The sequence below is a fragment of the Leptospira limi genome, from assembly GCF_026151395.1.
Taxonomy (GTDB): domain Bacteria; phylum Spirochaetota; class Leptospiria; order Leptospirales; family Leptospiraceae; genus Leptospira_A; species Leptospira_A limi.
The window spans coordinates 973,639-990,762 of the sequence record NZ_JAMQPV010000001.1 but is presented as its reverse complement, the minus strand read 5'-3'; the positions used below and the strand labels follow the sequence as shown (position 1 = coordinate 990,762).

Here is a 17,124-nt window from a genome sequence, read left to right as displayed (position 1 = left end):
TTAATTCCTTGGATCAGCGTAACGAAATAAAATTTGATAAATATTTTTTCTATCAATGACAATGTCTGCAACAACTTTTAGTCCTGGGAATAACTGAAACTTTTTACCATCTTGGTTTAAGTCTTGTGTTCCCAAAACTAAAATCACACTAAACGAATCCTTTTCTTTTGTATTGGGAATGATTTGAGAAACAATTCCTTCTACAACACCAAAATCATTTTGGTGAAATGCTTTTACTTTAATCACTGCAGACAGTCCGAGTTTTACAGCACCAATGTCTTTACTACTAACTTCAACGATTGCTTCCAATGGCTGGCCTTCTTCCATTAGTGCAGCCACTGTTTGTCCCCGGATGATGTTTTGACCTACATTGTTAACAGCTAATTCACCAATCACGCCAGAAAATGGCATACGAATTACCGCATTGGCTACTCTTTCCTTTTTTAATTTGGTATCTCCGCGAAGACTTGCGATTATATTTTCTTCCCGTTGGATTTCATCTTTTAAGTTTCCAAATTCTTCATTAAACTCTAATAAACTTTGGTCATAAATGAACTTAGCACCAACTCCATTTTGAAAATCCATATAAGCTTTTTTTAAACTTACAAACTTACTTAATACACCTCCAGATAAGGAAGATCCAGAATTGTTTTCTAAATTATAAGCAAGATTTTTTGAAATTTTTTCTGCTTCACGTTTATTACGAATTAATCTCTGTAATTTTTTTTCTTCGTAATCTAAATTATTCGCATCTTTTGAAAGTTCAATTTGTTGTTCGGAAAATTCTAATTCCATAATGGGATCTCCTTTTTTAAGAAAATCACCTGATTTAACATACAAATTCGTAAGTGTACCTGTTTCTAATGCTTCAACTACATGATAATTTCCTTTGGGGCGAATGTTACCGTTAGCTTGTACGACAACATCGACTCGTCCAAAAACTAAAAACAAAACAAAACAGAAAAAGAAAACTGCAATGAGATATATGCCCTTCCTTTCCCAGTTAGGTGCTGGATGTTTCAGTAATTCATCATAATAAGAAGCCGAATGCCTAGATTCCCAATTGGAATCTGTTTCTTTTAAGTTCTTAAATTTTTTAAACATGGCTTTCCTCTTCGGTTAACGTAGGAAACAAATGATAGTAGTAACCTTTCGTTTGGATCAATTCAGCATGCGTACCCATTTCAACGATACGACCTTCATCTAGGACAATGATTTTATCTGCACTCACTGTACTATGTAGTCGATGCGAAATTTGAATGACTGTTCGATCCAAAAAGACAGTTTCCCATTGTGATTGAATGTGCGCTTCTGTCTCTGAATCCAATGCAGAAGTAGGTTCATCTAAAAATAAAATACTTGGATTCGTTACTAAAGCCCGTGCAATCGCAAGTCTTTGTTTCTGACCTCCCGATAATCCAACTCCAGACTCACCAATTTTGGTTTCATATTTCATCGGAAATCTATCCACAAACTGATCAACAGAGGCCAACTTGGCACCAGCTAATAATGATTCCATATGAAGTGATGGATTTTTTTTAGATAAATTTTCTGTGATAGTTCCAGAGAATAAAATGGGATTTTGTTCTACTGCACCAAATTGGATTCTAACTTCTTCTGGATCAAGTGTAGATAAATCAAACGAATCCACAAAAACTTTCCCTTTCGTTGGAGAAAGTGTTCCCATCATAATTCGCATCATGGTCGATTTACCACACCCACTTCGGCCTACGATCGCTATTTTTTCTCCTGCTTCAATATCCAAATTGATATCTTTCAGAATTTCAGGAGAACCTTCCGAGTATCGAAAACTTACATTGTCTAATTTAATTCTACCCGACAACCTCGGTAGTTCACCAAACGGCCGTAAACTGACCATTTCACCGGGAAGCGAATAAATTTCAGTGAGTCTCATACGAGATTCTCTTAATTCGTTTAAATCCTCATACAAATGGCATAATCTTACAATTGGCTCCATGAGTAAGGAATACAGGATTAAAAAACCTAAAAAACTTCCGAGTGATAATCGTTCAGCTAAAACAAGATTTACTCCATAGGCGATAACTGAAATCAAACCAATTTGCTCAAAGAATTTGCTAATCAATTCAAGGATGTGTACTCTTTTTCCCACTCTTAAGTTTGTTAAGATCGTCCTTGCAATTTCATTTAATCCTTTTGCAAGATAACGACTTTCGATTGAAGAAGCTTTGATCAATTGAATTCCTGAAAACAAAGATAGAAAAAAAGAAGTAGTTTTTTTCTTAGAATCGAAACTATGTTTTTGCAACTTTTTGATTTTTGAACTGGAACGAACGACTACAATTGCATAAACGATTAAGAAAAATAATCCTACAAATGATAATCCACCATCCAATCGAAATAAAATGAATAAATAAATCGGAAGTGTGATAAGGTCCAAAATTAAAAACAAACCCGATCTTTGTGTGATTTCTAAAATTCTTTGGTTTTCTTTTAGTCTTTGTGTAAAATCTCCAGTTTCAAATTTTCGAAACTCTGGTAGAGTTAGATTCAAGATATGTTGAAAAAATCGAACAAAGTAATTATATTCCAAATTTTGCATGAGTCCAATCGAGATCAAATTTCGGAACAGGGAAAACAAGGATTGAAAAAATACGGAAAGAGTTACTCCAAATACAATTGTAAATAAAAAGTTACGATCAGAAAAAACTAAAACTTGGTCAACAATCTGGCGTATTAAATAAGGCAATGAAAGAGATAAGATTGCTGAAAAAAAAGTCGCCACCATTACCCAACGAATTTCTTTCTTTTTGGGACTAAATAACATCCTTAGTTCTTTAAAAAAACTAATCAAACTTACTTCTGCTGACAAACTGCTTGGAGCAAGAGAAAATTGTAAAATCACTCCGTCCCAAAGTTTTAGAAATTGTTCAGTTGATAATTCATACACACCTTTAATGGGATGTGAGATTAAAATTGCATCTAACTCTGAATCAACTAAATACAATAAACACGGTATATTTTCATCATCAGTAATGAATACAGGATTCTCTAAACTATTTAATTCTGAAAATGGAATATGAAGTTGTTTTGTTAAAAAACCAAGTTTTTCTAATTCAATTGCTAATTCAAATATCCCAGGAACAATATTTCGACTTAGTTCATTTTTTATTCTAATTTTCCAATTTGAAGGGAGTGCTTTATCAAATGTCCTTAATGCCAATTCGGAACAAACCAAACCAACTAGGCTCATTTGGTCTGTTGTCACTTGTTCAATTAAAATCGTTCGAGTTGTTTTTCTGATTTCAAATCGTTTAGAAACAAAAGGACGAATTGAATTTTCTTCTTTTTCTTTGGATTTATATGTGGAATACCGTAAGAGTCGTGATTGGACAATCTCTTCAAGTTTGTTCCCTTTTTCCGCACCAATAACCTTACGAAAAACATTTCCTGGAATTTGATAGAGTTCGGAGTCTTCTGCTGTGATGGCACTTGCTAATCTTTTTTGTTGTTTAAAGATTGCAATTTCACCAAGTATATCCCCCGATTTCATGATCGAGATGATTTTCCTCGGATTTTCAGTTCTGATTTGAACTTTTCCAGAACGGACGATGTAAGCTGATTCTCCAGACTCACCTTCAACAAAAATGAATTCACCTTGAGGAACTTTAATGAGTTGTATCGATTTTAGAATGGATTTAATTTCTTCTGGAGACAATTCATCAAAAAAACTTAGTTTGCGAACGTAATGGAATTTTTCTTGTTCTTCTTCTCTGTGTTTTGCTTTTTCTGCAATTTCAGGATGAGATTCAACTAACTTCAAAAAACGAGAAGTTGGCAATAATAAAACAATAGAAGGTTCTAGTGCATAATAATCATGTTTTGATGGTGTTTTTGTTAAAGTGATCCTTTCTCCTATCGACTCACCTTCTTCAACGAATGCATACCTTCCTAAATGAAGATCCTCTTTGTTCTGTTTCATTCCAAATTTGCCAGTGAGAACAAAATGAATGTATTCAGGCATTTGGTTTGCTTTAATTAGTATTTGTCCAATCCGAACAAATTTTACTTCGATAAAAGGAATTAATGCTTCTCGTTCTGAATCGTCTAACTCTGCTAATAAATAATTAGATCGAAATACATTACGAATTTTTTCAAGATTACGCCTAACTTCTGATTGCATTTATTTTTCCGCTAACATGAGCATATGAGTCACAGGGAAATCATAAGGGATCAAATCGGTGATTTGTTTTGGATTTGGGATCCTCGGTAAAAAAAGTTTGATTTTGCCTTCATAACGATTTTTAACGAGCCATTCATTTCGATAGGCACGGGAATTTGGAGAAACTTTAAATCCAATTGATTCTAATTGTTCTTTCCACTCGTCAAAACTCCAAAAACAAAAGGTCTCGTGCATTTCACTTTTCCAATTGTCTGTATAATCTTTCTTTGAGATGTATTCGCAGATATCCTTAAGTTTCATACGGTGGTATTCTATACCATCGACTAAAATGGAGGTCGTCCTAAGCACATAACCTTCCTCTTTGCGAAAGTCTTGTTGGAATTGGAAAAATCGTTGTTTTGTAGATAAGGATTCCAAGTATTCTTTGAAACTAACAAAATCCTCTGGACCAAGTCCTTGGTTTGTACTCGAATCCTCTTCCATCCAGACATAAACTTCCGTTTCTTTGTCTGCTGGTCCGACAACATCCCGGTTGATCCAAACCCCACCATAAACAAGTTCCTCATAACGGTTTTTGATAAATGCCAGTAGTTGGGACCTGTCACCGTACGATTCGATTTCATGGGTGAGAGAGGATGTATGTATGGCATTCATACTGAGACGTGGATACACAAGTCCACTCACTGCATTTTTACGCAAAAAAAAGACATTGGGATTTTGGAACTCACCATTTTCTTTTCTTTGTTCACAGATATGGTAAAGATGGCGGGCGATTTCCACTCCATAAAAATCTGATTCCGTATACTTAGGATCTTGGCAGACAAGTTTAATCCATGAACCAACAGCACAACCAATGTCCCCAATTCGACCAGGTTTCAAAAAAGGAATCGTTTCTTGGAATTTGAGTTCTGCGATTTCATCCATCTCACGGACATAGGTATTATAATCCCGAGATTCGGTTAGGTCCCCATCATCTCCGATCAGAGAATCTGAAAACAACATATCTACTTTTTCAAATAAACCATAGTCCTTCCACAAACGGATACAGGCAGGATCAAGATTTTGTTTCGATTGTTTATGTTTTAAAACAATACTTTCTAATTCTTCCCAAGGAAGTTTCGTTAAAAACGAATCAGCAGAACCAGGGACTTTTTCAACTGGTAGGACTTTGAATCCAAGTTCAAGATACAAGTTCGCCACTGGTGTGGAACAAAGGACAATTGTATTCTCAGGAGTTAATTTTAACATTAACTCAGTTTCTACTTCAATTTTTTTAATTGTATACGAAGCAAAGTTAGGTGACTGACCAATATCATCAATGGGAATTACAAAACTTGGAATGTTGAGTTCTCTGGAGAAATCTTGAATCATCATCGCCCTTTGGTAAAGGGGAAGTGGGTTACGCCTTGTGTTGTTATGATTGGCCGATGTAACGGCAAAGATGATGGCTCTTGGGTGTTTGGAAATTTGTAATGGATTTCCAAACACATCCAATTCTTCCGAGAGTCCCATGTTCACCAAACGAAGTAAGTATTCCTTTTGGTACCTGGTGAGGAGATGGTGACGCCCCGGAAGGAGTAGGTACATTTTGTACTATGCTTTAGGGTTTTCTAAAACAATCGCGATTCCTTGTCCTCCGCCGATACAAAGAGAAGCAACGCCATACTTCACTCCACGTCTTTGCATCTCAAGCGCAAGAGTTAATGTCACTCGGTTACCCGATGCTCCGAGTGGATGCCCAATCGCAACGGCTCCACCATTCACATTGGTAATCTTTGGATCGAGACCAAGTTCCTTTTGTACCGCCAAATACTGAGCCGCAAATGCTTCATTCACTTCTACAAGTCCAATGTCTTTTAAACTCAGCCCTGCTTTTTGTAATGCAGCTGGAATTGCGATTGCTGGTCCAATTCCCATCTTAGCAGGATCACAACCAGCGTGGCCCCACGATTTTACAATCGCGAGTGGTTCTTTACCGAGTTTTTTTGCTTGGGATGCGGATGCTACAATCATAGCGGAAGCTCCATCATTGATTCCTGATGCGTTTCCTGCAGTTACCGAACCATCTTTTTTGAAGGCAGGTTTTAAAGTCGCTAGTTTTGCTCCACCTGCTTTTCCTTTGATGAATTCATCCTTATCGAACACAATTGGATTTTTCCCATTGATCGTGATGGGATGGATTTCATTTTTTAGAATTCCCTTATTAGTTGCTTCTTCTGCTCGTTCTTGTGAAGTTGCTGCCCATGCATCTTGTTCTTCTCTGGAAATTTTGTATTGGTCAGATAAGTTTTCTGCCGTCATCCCCATCGGAAGATCTACATAAATGTCAGTTAATCCTTGAGCGAGTGAATCTTCAAATTCTGCATTTCCATAACGAACTCCAAACCTTGCATTGCGCACAACATAAGGTGCATTGCTCATGGATTCCACTCCACCAGCAAGAACAGTATGTGCTTCACCTAACATGATTTTTTTAGCAGCTTGGATCACAGCTTCCATTCCTGAACCACAAAGTCTATTGAGTGTTAATGCAGGACTTGCAATCGGAACTCCTGATTTTAGGCCGATGTGACGAGCCAAATAAATTCCGTCTTTTCCTGTTGGGATAACATTTCCAAAAATACTTTCTTCAATTAAAGAAGGATCAACTCCAGTTTTTTGGAGTGCTGCTTTTGATACTTCGACCCCAAGGTCTACGGCACTCATGTCTTTGAGTGTTCCGCCAAAACTACCGAATGCGGATCTCAGTCCGCCCAAAATGTAAACTTGTTCCATAGATACCAGGAATGGGCAAAATTGGTCACCTGTCAGCTAAGAATTGAAATTTCACTTGAAAGAGAATGCCCGTTAAATAGACTTCCTGCATGAATCGAGAACCAATGTTCGGCCTAGACACAGGTTTTATATCCAAACAAACCGCAGGCCTCATTCGAGGGATCCTCCAAAAACGTTATTCCATTGGAGAAAGTTCCATTCCCTTATTTTCTTCCCCTTCCCCATTGTACCCAGGTCTAGAACTCATTTCTGACAAAGGACAAAATCCCATTGAAACAAGATTACTCGTGGGAAGCATTCGGATGGGATACGGTCACCACAGGATGGCACTTTCTGTGTATTCCCATTCTTTGAAAAAAAACATCCCTACTTACTTACACGATTTACTTGCCATCACTTCCCCGGAATCGAAAGCCATTGCCGACATTGATTCTGGATATAGTTTTTTTTCTCGGATGAGCTCTGAGATCGGTGGTCCTGTGGAATGGATATGGGGACAACTTATGTCTCAAGGAAATCTCACCTCTCTTGAACTTTCTTGCCAACTTGCCTCTCTTTACAAAGGACTTATGAATGGAATTCCAAAAGATTCGCCTGTCATCACCACATACCCGTTAAATGGTCAGATTGCAGTTGCCTCTGGTTTTAACAAAACCATTCATTTGATTTGTGATAACTACCCTCAATACTACTTACTTGTTCCTGGCGCATTGAACTTAGTCCAATCCCCTTCCTCTTATACAAAGTTTATCGAAATGGGTGTACCAAAAGACAATCTCGCTGTCGCTGGACATTGGGTATCAGAAGACATTGTATCAAATGCTGTCACTGATTCTGAAAACCGTGTGAGAAGGATTGATTCCAAAAAAATCCGAAGGTTCTTAATCCCAATTGGTGGAGCAGGTGCACAAAAAGGTTATATTTTAGATCTCATCCGTTTGACCAAATCGTATCTCACCAACAGAAAAGCAGTGTATTGGATTAACACTGGTGACCATGTGAAAGTGCTCAAGGCAATTGAAGAATATTTGATTTTTCAGAAAATCCCATATTTATCGATTGATTCTTGGGAAGACCTACTAACATTCATTACACGCCATCCTCTCAGGTCAGATGACAATGAAAACAATCCTCCTGTTGTATTGTTTCATTTTCCAACTCACACAGAAGCATTTTCAGCAACCGACAAACTCATTCGTATTGCAGATGTCCTTGTCACAAAACCATCTGAGTTGGCGTTTTTTCCAATTCCGAAACTGTTTATCCGAAGGGTTGGAGACCATGAAGCTGCTTCGGTTGTAAGGTCTTTGGAACTAGGAGAAGGAACTGTGGAATGTCGAGAAGTGATGCATGCAAAGGAACTGGTTCAAATTTTCACTGAGTCCGACGATTTGTTACTACGAATGAACGAATCCATTATCAAAAATACAATCGAAGGGATCTATAACGGAAGTAAAACGGCCGTCGAAATGGCGACCGCGACTTAAGAAGTTAAGAAGAGAACTTTTTCTCTAACTCTTGTTTTGTGGATTCCCAAATCGCTGGAATTTTTTTTCCTTCGTTAATGGACGAATCCACGTCTCCTGCCTTCACAAGAGCCTCCGCTTTGACCACCACTTCAGAAAGACCTGCCAGTCCAAAATTGGCAGCAACTCCTTTGATTTGGTGGAGTTCGGATTGTAGTTCTTTTGGATCCTTCGATAACATCAAACGGTTCAAATTCTCAACCCGAATCGCCATATTTTCCAATAGGGAAGTAATCATTTCCTTAAGCCATGCTTGGTCTTCAGGATCATTCATATCCACAAGAGATTCGATTCGCGACCAGTCTATTAACAAGTTCACACCACCCATTCAAAAGATAACAGACTCATAAAAGCGTGTAAATTACATTTTAAAAAATCATTTGCAGGTCTTTCCAATTGGTTTTTTTTGTAATTCAATATGAAAATACACCCCACTGCCATCATCGATCCAAAGGCGGAATTACATGAATCCGTTGAAGTAGGTCCATTTTGTATCATCGAAAAAGATGTGAAAATTGGAGAAGGAACCGTCATAGAATCCCACGTAAAAATCTTGTCTGGGACACGGATTGGTAAGTTTAACAAAATTTCCTCGGGTGGTAGTTTCGGTGGTTTGCCACAAGATTTAGCCTTCAAACCCGAAACCAAAACGTATTTGGAAATTGGGGATCACAATCATTTTAGAGAAAATGTAATTTTTCATAGGGGCACTGTGGAAGGGAAAGCCACTACCATCGGAAATCATAATTATATGATGGGAAATGTCCACATCGCACATGATGCCATTGTAGGTGACCATAATATCATAGTCCAAAACACAATGCTTGCTGGTCACGTTGTGATTGGGAACAAAGTTTTTATATCGGGTTCCGTTGGAGTTCACCAATTCGTTAGAGTTTCCGATTATGCAATGTTAGCAGGCTTAACAAAGGTAGTAAAAGATGTTCCTCCGTATGCAACTGTCGACGGTCACCCAGGTCTTGTGGTGAGTTTGAATGTTGTCGGAATGAAACGAGCTGGAATTTCTGCTGATGTTCGTCTTGCGATCAAAAGAGTTTATAAAACGATTTACCATAGTGGGCTCAACACAAAACAAGCATTAGCTGAACTTAAAAAAGACCCAAATCCTGCTCCAGAAGTAGAAAAAGTAATCGAATTTTTTGAAACAAGTAAACGAGGAGTTGTGGACCATCGTTTTGTTTCTGGTGGATCCGACGAAGAATGAGAGTTCTCGTTACCGGGGGAGCCGGATATATCGGAAGTCATATTGTCCTAGAACTTATGGAACTTGGACATGAAATCATTATTGTAGATGATATGCAAAAAGGAAACGAAGCCAATTTGTTTCCTGGAAATGAATTCATTAGAGGGGAAATCCAAGATCCAGAAATCCTAAAAAAAGCATTTTCCAAAAAGGTAGATGCAGTATTCCACTTTGCCGCTTGGAAAGCAGCTGGTGAATCCATGACAGATCCATTAAAATATACAATGAATAATTTAAATGGAACCTTCACTTTGTTAAATGCCATGATCGAGTACGGTTGCCAGTATTTTGTATTTTCTTCTTCTGCTGCAGTGTATGGTGCTCCTAAATATTTGCCGATAGACGAAAACCATCCTTTACAACCTGAAAATTATTATGGTTATACCAAACTCTGTATTGAAGAAAATTTGGAATGGTTTGATAAACTGAAAGGTTTAAAGTCAGCTCGACTTCGTTACTTCAATGCAGCAGGTTACGATCCAAAAGGCCGCATCAAAGGTTTAGAAAAAACTCCAGCCAACTTACTACCGATCATTATGGAAGCGGCATCTGGAATGCGAAATGGTTTTGAAATTTATGGAATCGATTATGAAACAGAAGATGGAACTTGTGTTCGTGACTACATTCACGTAAGTGATTTAGCAAAAGCCCATGTTTTGGCTTTGAATTACATCATGTCAAAAAACGAAAGTTTAACGGTGAATTTAGGATCTGAATCTGGTTATTCCGTTAAGGAAATGACTGATTTATCAGAAAAGGTTGTTGGAAAACAAATTCCTCACAAAACAGGGCCTAGACGCTTAGGAGACCCTGCGAAATTGCTAGCATCTTCCAAAAAAGCAAGAGAACTTCTCAATTGGAAACCTATCTATAGTGATGCAGAAACATTACTATCGAGTATGTGGAATTTGTACAAAAATCTATAAATTCTGCGAACTGATTTTTTCACACTCCGGGTTGATGGACCTTACATAATCCAAAGCCCGGTCACCTAACACCTTAGCTCCCATAAAACTTCCGGCCAACTTGATCTCACCAGATTGAAATGATTTAACCCATTCTTTAGTGAGTTGGTTTGAGATGGGGGCATAAGACCAGTGCCATTTTTCTTCTTGGTAACCTTTGTTATTTCGTGTAGAAAGTGAACTGTATGGTTGGCAAAACCCATATTTGGAAGCATTTTCTTTTAGCCAATCATATAGAATTTTTCCCTTTCCGTTTGATTCAAAATAAGCATTATCCAAAGCATTTAAGTCAAAGTCGGTTCCCCAATGGTGACGAGATGTCCCAGGTGCACTTGAGAATTCTAAAATTAGATTAATGATTTCCTCTGGAGCCTTACCAGTGATCGGAACTCGCATCGCTTTTTTACCGGTGTATTTAGATTCCCAAATTCCTTTTTGGTGTGAAAAATTACGGAAACTAGATACTAAAAAAATATGTTGTTTATAAGAACTTGGCTTTGAGTCTTCGAAATCATTAATCATTTTGTGAAGTGCTTTTTTAACATCTGGTCTCAGGAAATGTTCTTTAGCATTTTCTTCTAATATAACAGGTGCTAATGGTCCAGGAGAATTGAATTTGCCGGTTAAATAGGAAACTTTATCAATACCCAAATACAAATCTGATTGAGTTTGTTTGACAGGTTTCTCCCCACATACACATAGTATTGAGAGCAAAAACAATAATAGATATTTCGTTCTGAACATAGTAAGGTTCATTTAAAAATTACCGATTAATTCGCAAATAAAAATTTGTCTTCACTGAATCGTATCCTGAGTTCAGATACCTCGCTTGGATCATCCAACGGAAGGGATGAAGCATCCTCTTTTGCTTCATCCAAAAGTTCACGGTCCACAACCAAATCAGCAATTTTAAACTCAGGAAGTCCACTTTGTTTGACTCCTAAAAGTTCACCTGGACCACGAATGGCTAGATCCTTTTCTGCCAAAAAATAACCATCGTTGGAAGTTACTAATGCTTCTAATCGATCTCTACCTTCATAACTGACAAAATCACCTGTCATTAAAATACAAAAACTTTCTAAATCACTTCGGCCCACTCGACCACGTAACTGGTGTAATTGGGAAATTCCAAATCGTTCCGCATGTTCCACTACTAAAATTGTAGCATTGGGTACATCCACTCCCACTTCCACAACAGTTGTAGTGACTAAAATTTGGATCTCTCCTGATTTAAATTTTTCCATAACGGATTCTTTCTCGACACTTTTCATTTTTCCATGTAATAATCCAATTTTCAGATCAGGGAAAATATTCGTGCGTAAGTTTTCATAAGCAACCGTACAAGACTCTAAATCGACCTTCTCCGATTCTTCAACGAGAGGGTATACGATATAACACTGTCTACCAGAGGTTACATACTTTCGAATTGAATTGTATACACCTGTTCTTCGGTCTTCTTTGTACCATCGTGTGTCGATGGGTTTACGACCTTTTGGTTTTGTTTTAATATTCACGAGTGTTAAGTCTCCATATAAAGTGAGACAAAGTGTTCTGGGAATAGGAGTCGCTGTCATCGCCAAAATATCGGGGTTTTTTCCTTTGGCACGAATTGTTTCTCTTTGGTCGACACCAAACTTATGTTGTTCATCAATCACTACCAGACCCAAATCAGAAAAAATAACATCTTCCTGCAACAAAGAATGGGTTCCAATGATGATATTAGATTCACCGTTTTTGATACGGCTTAATTTTTCTGACCTGGATTTTTTATTTTCACCACCTAATAACAGTTCAATCCCAAGGAATGGCATATTGCCCATAAATTTATAAATAGTTTGGTAGTGTTGCCTTGCTAAAATTTCTGTAGGTGCAAGAAAGGCCACTTGGATGTGGTTATCGATATAATGTAAACCTACAAGTAGTGCCGTAATGGTTTTTCCTGATCCAACATCTCCTTGTAACAGAAACGCTGAAGGTGAATCTGCGTTTGTTTTGGAGAGTATAGTCGTAACCGCTATTTTTTGATCTTCTGTTAATTCAAAAGGAAGATTTTTCTCTAAATTTACACGAGATGGTGAATTAGGGAGAGGCCACAACAATCGTTTTACTTTTTGGCGTTCTCTTTGTTTATACAATAAGAGTCTTTGGAAATAAAAAAACTCTTCATAGGCAAATCGTTTCCTGGAAACTTGGACTGTTTCCATCGTATCAGGAAAATGAATTTTACGAAATGCTTCATCACGACCGAGTAACTTTCGTTTTTTGATAAATTTAGAAGGAAGGTTTTCTCCGATCTCGCCACTTTCTAATACTTGGTGGATAAGTTTGCGTAAACCTTTTGAATCCAATCCTTCTTCTTTGAGTGCCTCAGTGGATGGATACAGGGGAATAATTCGACCAGCATGTATCGAATCCTCTGGATCATCCTTGTCTGATAAAAATTCATATTCCGGATGGATGATTTGATATCCTTTAAAATATTCCAATTTGCCAGAGATCACAACTTTTTTATCAATCGCGAAGAGTTTATGAAAAAAATTAACTCCACGAAAAAACACTAAGTTGATTCTTTCATTGTTTAAAGTACGAAAACCAACGAGTAATCGACTCTTTTTTCCGTGCACAATGTAACTATCTACAACACTTCCAAGTAAAGTGACATTATCACCTTGTTTTAAAATAATATCCTTTGTAAAATTACGGTCTAGATAACGTCTTGGAAAGTAAGTCAATAATTCGTAATACGTTGTAACTCCATGTTCCAACAAAACAGTTTTACGTTTCGGGCCAATGCCTTTTAAATTCGATAAACTTTGTGTGAGATCAAACATAGTATTTATATTTCATCCGTAGGTTTTGGTGGTCCAAATGGATTGTCATTCCCAACATTTGAATCAAGATTATTTTTTTCAGAATCTAAAATCAGATAACAATATTTGCATCCATATATTTGTGCCTGTTTTTTCCCTTCGCTGTTTGTATAAGTAGAAATTGCAGCATATAAATATTCATCTTTCCGAAGAACTGTTCCACAAACAGGACATAGGCGGAGTCTTGGCAAATTAGGATCTTTATCCTTACCATAAACCTTTCGTGGATCCCCCACGCGAAGATTTTCTTCTTTTTTAAGGCGTTCTTTTTCTTTATGGTTTAGAGATTGGTTGTCAACAGCAGAGAGCGCATATAAAAAAAAGGCTACAGTGAATAAAACGCCACAAATCGTCAGAAAGGTGACCATTTAATTTCCTCGAATGTAATCTTCAGAACTCACCGTTGAAATTGGATTTTGAGAAATGAGTTTTAATTGTTTTTCCGAACAATCCACTTCAATTAAGGTATGGCAAACATCTTCCTTTAATTGGCAAAGATTGGATTGTACAACATCTTTTCCTTCCATAAAAATTTCAGCATAATACCCACCTTCTTGGAAACCATGTAAAGAGTCCACAGCACCGAAGTTAGATGGATTGATAAAAACAGTATTTTTAGTTTTTTTAATTCCTTGGTCTTCGTGAACATGACCAGAGACAACAAGAGAAGGAGATTCATCATCTAAGTAACGACGTATCCCTTGGCTACCACACTTTCCTACTCCTGGAATGGTATCAAAATAACCATACGCTGGATTGTGTATCCAACAGATGTCAGGTAGTTCCTCCCGGAAAAAGTCCTCAGGTTCACTATAGTTTTTCCCATTTTTTGTATATTCATGAAATACAACTGTTAGTTTCTCAGGGATACCCGAAGTCCAAATGGGGGCACCACCATAACCAGAGACTTTAATGTTTTTAAAATCAAAACTTTTACGATGTAATTCCCTTTGGTACAATTCCGTGTATTGTAAATCCAAATCATAATTTCCCGGTAAACAATAAACAGGTGATTTTGCGTATTTCAAAATCAATTTTTCGATGATTTCATATTTTTCTTTCATCGTTTTGGCAGCTAACTTATACAAATCTCTATATTTTTGTGACTTTTCTACAATGGCAGTTGAATACTTTTCAGGAAAACGAATGGCATGAGTTGTGAAATCAAACGGAGTTGAGTCGTCTTTTCTTTCCGTTAACAAATAATACAATTCTTCTTGGACACCACAAAAATCGATGATACGATCAAAGGAAAAAAATGCTTTGTAGATGATATCTCCGGAAAAAAGGTACAAATCTGCTTCTGTTGATTGCAGAATTTTTTTTAGACCATGAAGTCCATCATGGATATCCGTAAGATAAATGATTTTCATTTATTCGTTTTCCCAAAGTAACATCTGAATATCCCTATCCTCTTCTATATAATCGATCTTAAGATATTCAGGACCAAAAAAATCTACTAAAGGTTTTAATATGGTAGAGGATCTCACAAAGATATACAATTCATTATGATCAGCGACAAGGTATTGGATTTCGATTTTTCCTGCTATGGTCGGAACCAAATTTAAAAAATAATTGAGATCAAATAATAATTCCCATTGTAAACCTGTGATCGATAATATATGGGGAGCCGCATGGATGATGGATTCAAATACCTTTTTTTTATGAAAAGGATCAATTTTTACAAACCACCTAACAAAATCAAAACGTCTCGGTTTTGTGTCCCATACACGGTATCCAACAATCTTTAACCGAGCCTTGTTATCTTTTACTAACACTGGTTTGAGTCGCACACGGTAACGAATCGAATTTACTTTTAGGATTCTTGCAATCCAAAGCCATTCCATCCTATAAGTCCCCGTTAAGATGACTTCCCCTTTTGCAGAGCCGACTTCCATACTTTCTAAATCGGGGTCTTCTGCGATGATTTCCGTTTGTATGACTTTTTTTAAGCTACCAAGTAATAAGGTAACCTTGTAATTACTCTTTGGGACCACTTTGGGTGGCAAAAAGAGATTGAGTGGGTTGAAACGGAAGAGATCCGTTAAAAGCATATATTAATTTTATTTTCTATTGCCTTTTTGGAAAGCAGATTTAGAATACTGAACTCATGAAGATTGGAATCATAGGTTCTGGAAGTTTTGGCACTGCACTAGGTAGTATTTTGGCAGATAAGGGTTACGACGTCACCCTTTGGACAAGAAGTGAGGAACAAGCACGTTCCATCAATGAAAACCATATGAATTCCAAACATATGCCTGATTTGGTGCTTCCAGAAAAATTGAGGGCGAGTACAGACCTCATCCAGGTAGTAAAAGACAAGGAAATGATTGTCTCCGCACCACCTAGCCATGCCTTATCCGGCATCCTAAAGGAAATTAAAGACCATATCCCGCATAAAGTTCCCATTGTTTCCGCATCAAAAGGGATTGAAAATGAATCCTTACGACTTGTCTCCGAGATTTTTGAATCAGAACTTCCAGGCCAATACCATTCTCAACTTTCCTATCTTTCGGGTCCCAGTTTTGCCAAAGAAATGGTAAAACGAGTTCCTACCATTGTTTCCATCGCTTCCAAAAACGAAGCAACCGCCAAACGTGTGCAAGAGATTTTTAGTTTCACATACTTTCGTACCTATTGGACTCCCGATGTAGTTGGTGTGGAAGTGGGTGGTGCTTTGAAAAACGTGATCGCCATCGCTGCTGGTGTTGCTGATGGCCTTGGGTTTGGTCAAAACACAAGGGCCGCTCTCATCACTCGTGGGTTAAACGAGATCACTCGGATGGGAATCAAAATGGGAGCAGATCCTATGACCTTTCTTGGGCCATCCGGTATGGGAGATTTAGTCCTTACTTGTTGCGGGGAAGCCTCCAGAAATCGAACTGTAGGTTTTCGATTGGGCAAAGGGGAGAAGTTAAAAGAAATTTTGGCATCGATGAACGAAGTAGCAGAAGGTGTCAAAACCACACTCTCCACCAAAAATCTCTCGGATAAATTGGGAGTAGAAATGGCAATCACTCAAGAAGTGTATCGCATGTTATACGAAGACAAAGACCCAAAAGAAGTTGTAAAAGCTCTAATGGGCCGTGACCTCAAACGGGAAGGTGTTTAAAGTAATTGGATTAGCAAAACAATGTATGTCACAATTTGGATCATATAAAATGTAAAACGGATGTTCACTGCAAGGACATTCGTTCCAATTAAATGAGTGAGGGATTGTAATACCCTTGCTCCTAAAATCACAAATCCTGCTTGGTTCACAAATTCATTTACCTTTCCTAAACTTACAGTTAAGAATACTACTGCTACAAAAAGTGGTAGGTTTTCCAAACTATTAAGATGAGCACGATTCAACCTCCAATTAAAATCACTTCCATGTTGTATACCTGCTGGAAATTCATTGGATTTTTTTTTACCAAGTAACACTTGTACACTTCGATACGTTATCAATGTAACTCCAAGACCCAAAGTCCAAAGAGTAAATAAAATCAATGCCAAATAGATGGGTCCCACAATTTCTCCTTTATCACCTTCCACCGATTCAGAGTGAAATGATACAGGC

Annotated in this window: 15 protein-coding genes; 4 read left to right on the top strand and 11 right to left on the bottom strand. The window is 37.5% G+C overall.

The features are described from left to right. The 4 genes from ND812_RS04635 to ND812_RS04620 are packed head-to-tail and all read right to left on the bottom strand — an operon-like array spanning position 1 to position 6,937. Positions 1 to 1,104, bottom strand: a complete 1,104-nt coding sequence (locus tag ND812_RS04635; protein ID WP_265374470.1) for a beta-barrel domain-containing protein — start codon at positions 1,102 to 1,104, stop codon at positions 1 to 3. Next, entirely contained in the window at positions 1,097 to 4,162 is a 3,066-nt protein-coding gene (locus ND812_RS04630; RefSeq protein ID WP_265374469.1) for a peptidase domain-containing ABC transporter, read from the bottom strand. The genes ND812_RS04635 and ND812_RS04630 overlap by 8 nt, the downstream gene beginning before the upstream one ends. Continuing rightward, positions 4,163 to 5,749, bottom strand: a complete 1,587-nt coding sequence (locus ND812_RS04625; protein WP_265374468.1) for a methyltransferase domain-containing protein — start codon at positions 5,747 to 5,749, stop codon at positions 4,163 to 4,165. 6 nt (positions 5,750 to 5,755) lie between these two features. Further along, positions 5,756 to 6,937, bottom strand: coding sequence for an acetyl-CoA C-acetyltransferase (locus ND812_RS04620; protein WP_265374467.1), 1,182 nt, complete (start codon positions 6,935 to 6,937; stop codon positions 5,756 to 5,758). Positions 6,938 to 7,026: 89 nt separating this feature from the next. Between ND812_RS04620 and ND812_RS04615 the strand changes: the two genes are divergently transcribed. After that, positions 7,027 to 8,424, top strand: a complete 1,398-nt coding sequence (locus ND812_RS04615) for a DUF6938 domain-containing protein (RefSeq protein WP_265374466.1) — start codon at positions 7,027 to 7,029, stop codon at positions 8,422 to 8,424. A gap of 4 nt (positions 8,425 to 8,428) precedes the next feature. On the opposite strand, the gene ND812_RS04610 is transcribed toward ND812_RS04615, so the two are convergent. Continuing rightward, positions 8,429 to 8,782: an Hpt domain-containing protein gene (locus tag ND812_RS04610; protein WP_407658451.1), complete on the bottom strand. Its 354-nt coding sequence runs from the start codon at positions 8,780 to 8,782 to the stop codon at positions 8,429 to 8,431. A 99-nt stretch (positions 8,783 to 8,881) separates the two neighbouring features. Here ND812_RS04610 and lpxA point away from each other — a divergent pair, with 99 nt between their 5' ends. Together lpxA and galE are read left to right on the top strand one after the other, a co-directional pair. Continuing rightward, positions 8,882 to 9,688 carry an acyl-ACP--UDP-N-acetylglucosamine O-acyltransferase gene (lpxA, locus tag ND812_RS04605; RefSeq protein ID WP_265374465.1) on the top strand — a complete coding sequence of 269 codons (807 nt, stop codon included), beginning with the start codon at positions 8,882 to 8,884 and terminating at the stop codon, positions 9,686 to 9,688. After that, complete coding sequence (galE, locus tag ND812_RS04600; RefSeq protein ID WP_265374464.1) at positions 9,685 to 10,653, top strand: UDP-glucose 4-epimerase GalE; 969 nt, start codon at positions 9,685 to 9,687, stop codon at positions 10,651 to 10,653. Before lpxA ends, galE begins: the two co-directional genes overlap by 4 nt. On the opposite strand, the gene ND812_RS04595 is transcribed toward galE, so the two are convergent. The 5 genes from ND812_RS04595 to ND812_RS04575 are packed head-to-tail and all read right to left on the bottom strand — an operon-like array spanning position 10,648 to position 15,616. After that, on the bottom strand, positions 10,648 to 11,436 hold the full coding sequence (locus ND812_RS04595; protein WP_265374463.1) for a M15 family metallopeptidase: 789 nt from the start codon (positions 11,434 to 11,436) through the stop codon (positions 10,648 to 10,650). The two genes, galE and ND812_RS04595, sit on opposite strands and share 6 nt — an antisense overlap. Before the next feature lie 26 nt (positions 11,437 to 11,462). Next, positions 11,463 to 13,523 (bottom strand): ATP-dependent DNA helicase RecG, encoded by a 2,061-nt coding sequence (recG, locus tag ND812_RS04590; protein ID WP_265374462.1) that lies wholly within the window; start codon positions 13,521 to 13,523, stop codon positions 11,463 to 11,465. 5 nt (positions 13,524 to 13,528) lie between these two features. Beyond that, entirely contained in the window at positions 13,529 to 13,930 is a 402-nt protein-coding gene (locus ND812_RS04585) for a hypothetical protein (protein ID WP_265374461.1), read from the bottom strand. After that, complete coding sequence (locus ND812_RS04580; RefSeq protein ID WP_265374460.1) at positions 13,931 to 14,935, bottom strand: metallophosphoesterase family protein; 1,005 nt, start codon at positions 14,933 to 14,935, stop codon at positions 13,931 to 13,933. Continuing rightward, complete coding sequence (locus ND812_RS04575) at positions 14,936 to 15,616, bottom strand: hypothetical protein (protein ID WP_100725417.1); 681 nt, start codon at positions 15,614 to 15,616, stop codon at positions 14,936 to 14,938. A 56-nt stretch (positions 15,617 to 15,672) separates the two neighbouring features. Here ND812_RS04575 and ND812_RS04570 point away from each other — a divergent pair, with 56 nt between their 5' ends. Continuing rightward, positions 15,673 to 16,674 (top strand): NAD(P)H-dependent glycerol-3-phosphate dehydrogenase, encoded by a 1,002-nt coding sequence (locus ND812_RS04570; protein WP_265374459.1) that lies wholly within the window; start codon positions 15,673 to 15,675, stop codon positions 16,672 to 16,674. On the opposite strand, the gene ND812_RS04565 is transcribed toward ND812_RS04570, so the two are convergent. After that, on the bottom strand, positions 16,671 to 17,075 hold the full coding sequence (locus tag ND812_RS04565; RefSeq protein WP_265375902.1) for an MAPEG family protein: 405 nt from the start codon (positions 17,073 to 17,075) through the stop codon (positions 16,671 to 16,673). The genes ND812_RS04570 and ND812_RS04565 overlap by 4 nt on opposite strands. Between the last annotated feature and the right edge of the window lie 49 nt (positions 17,076 to 17,124).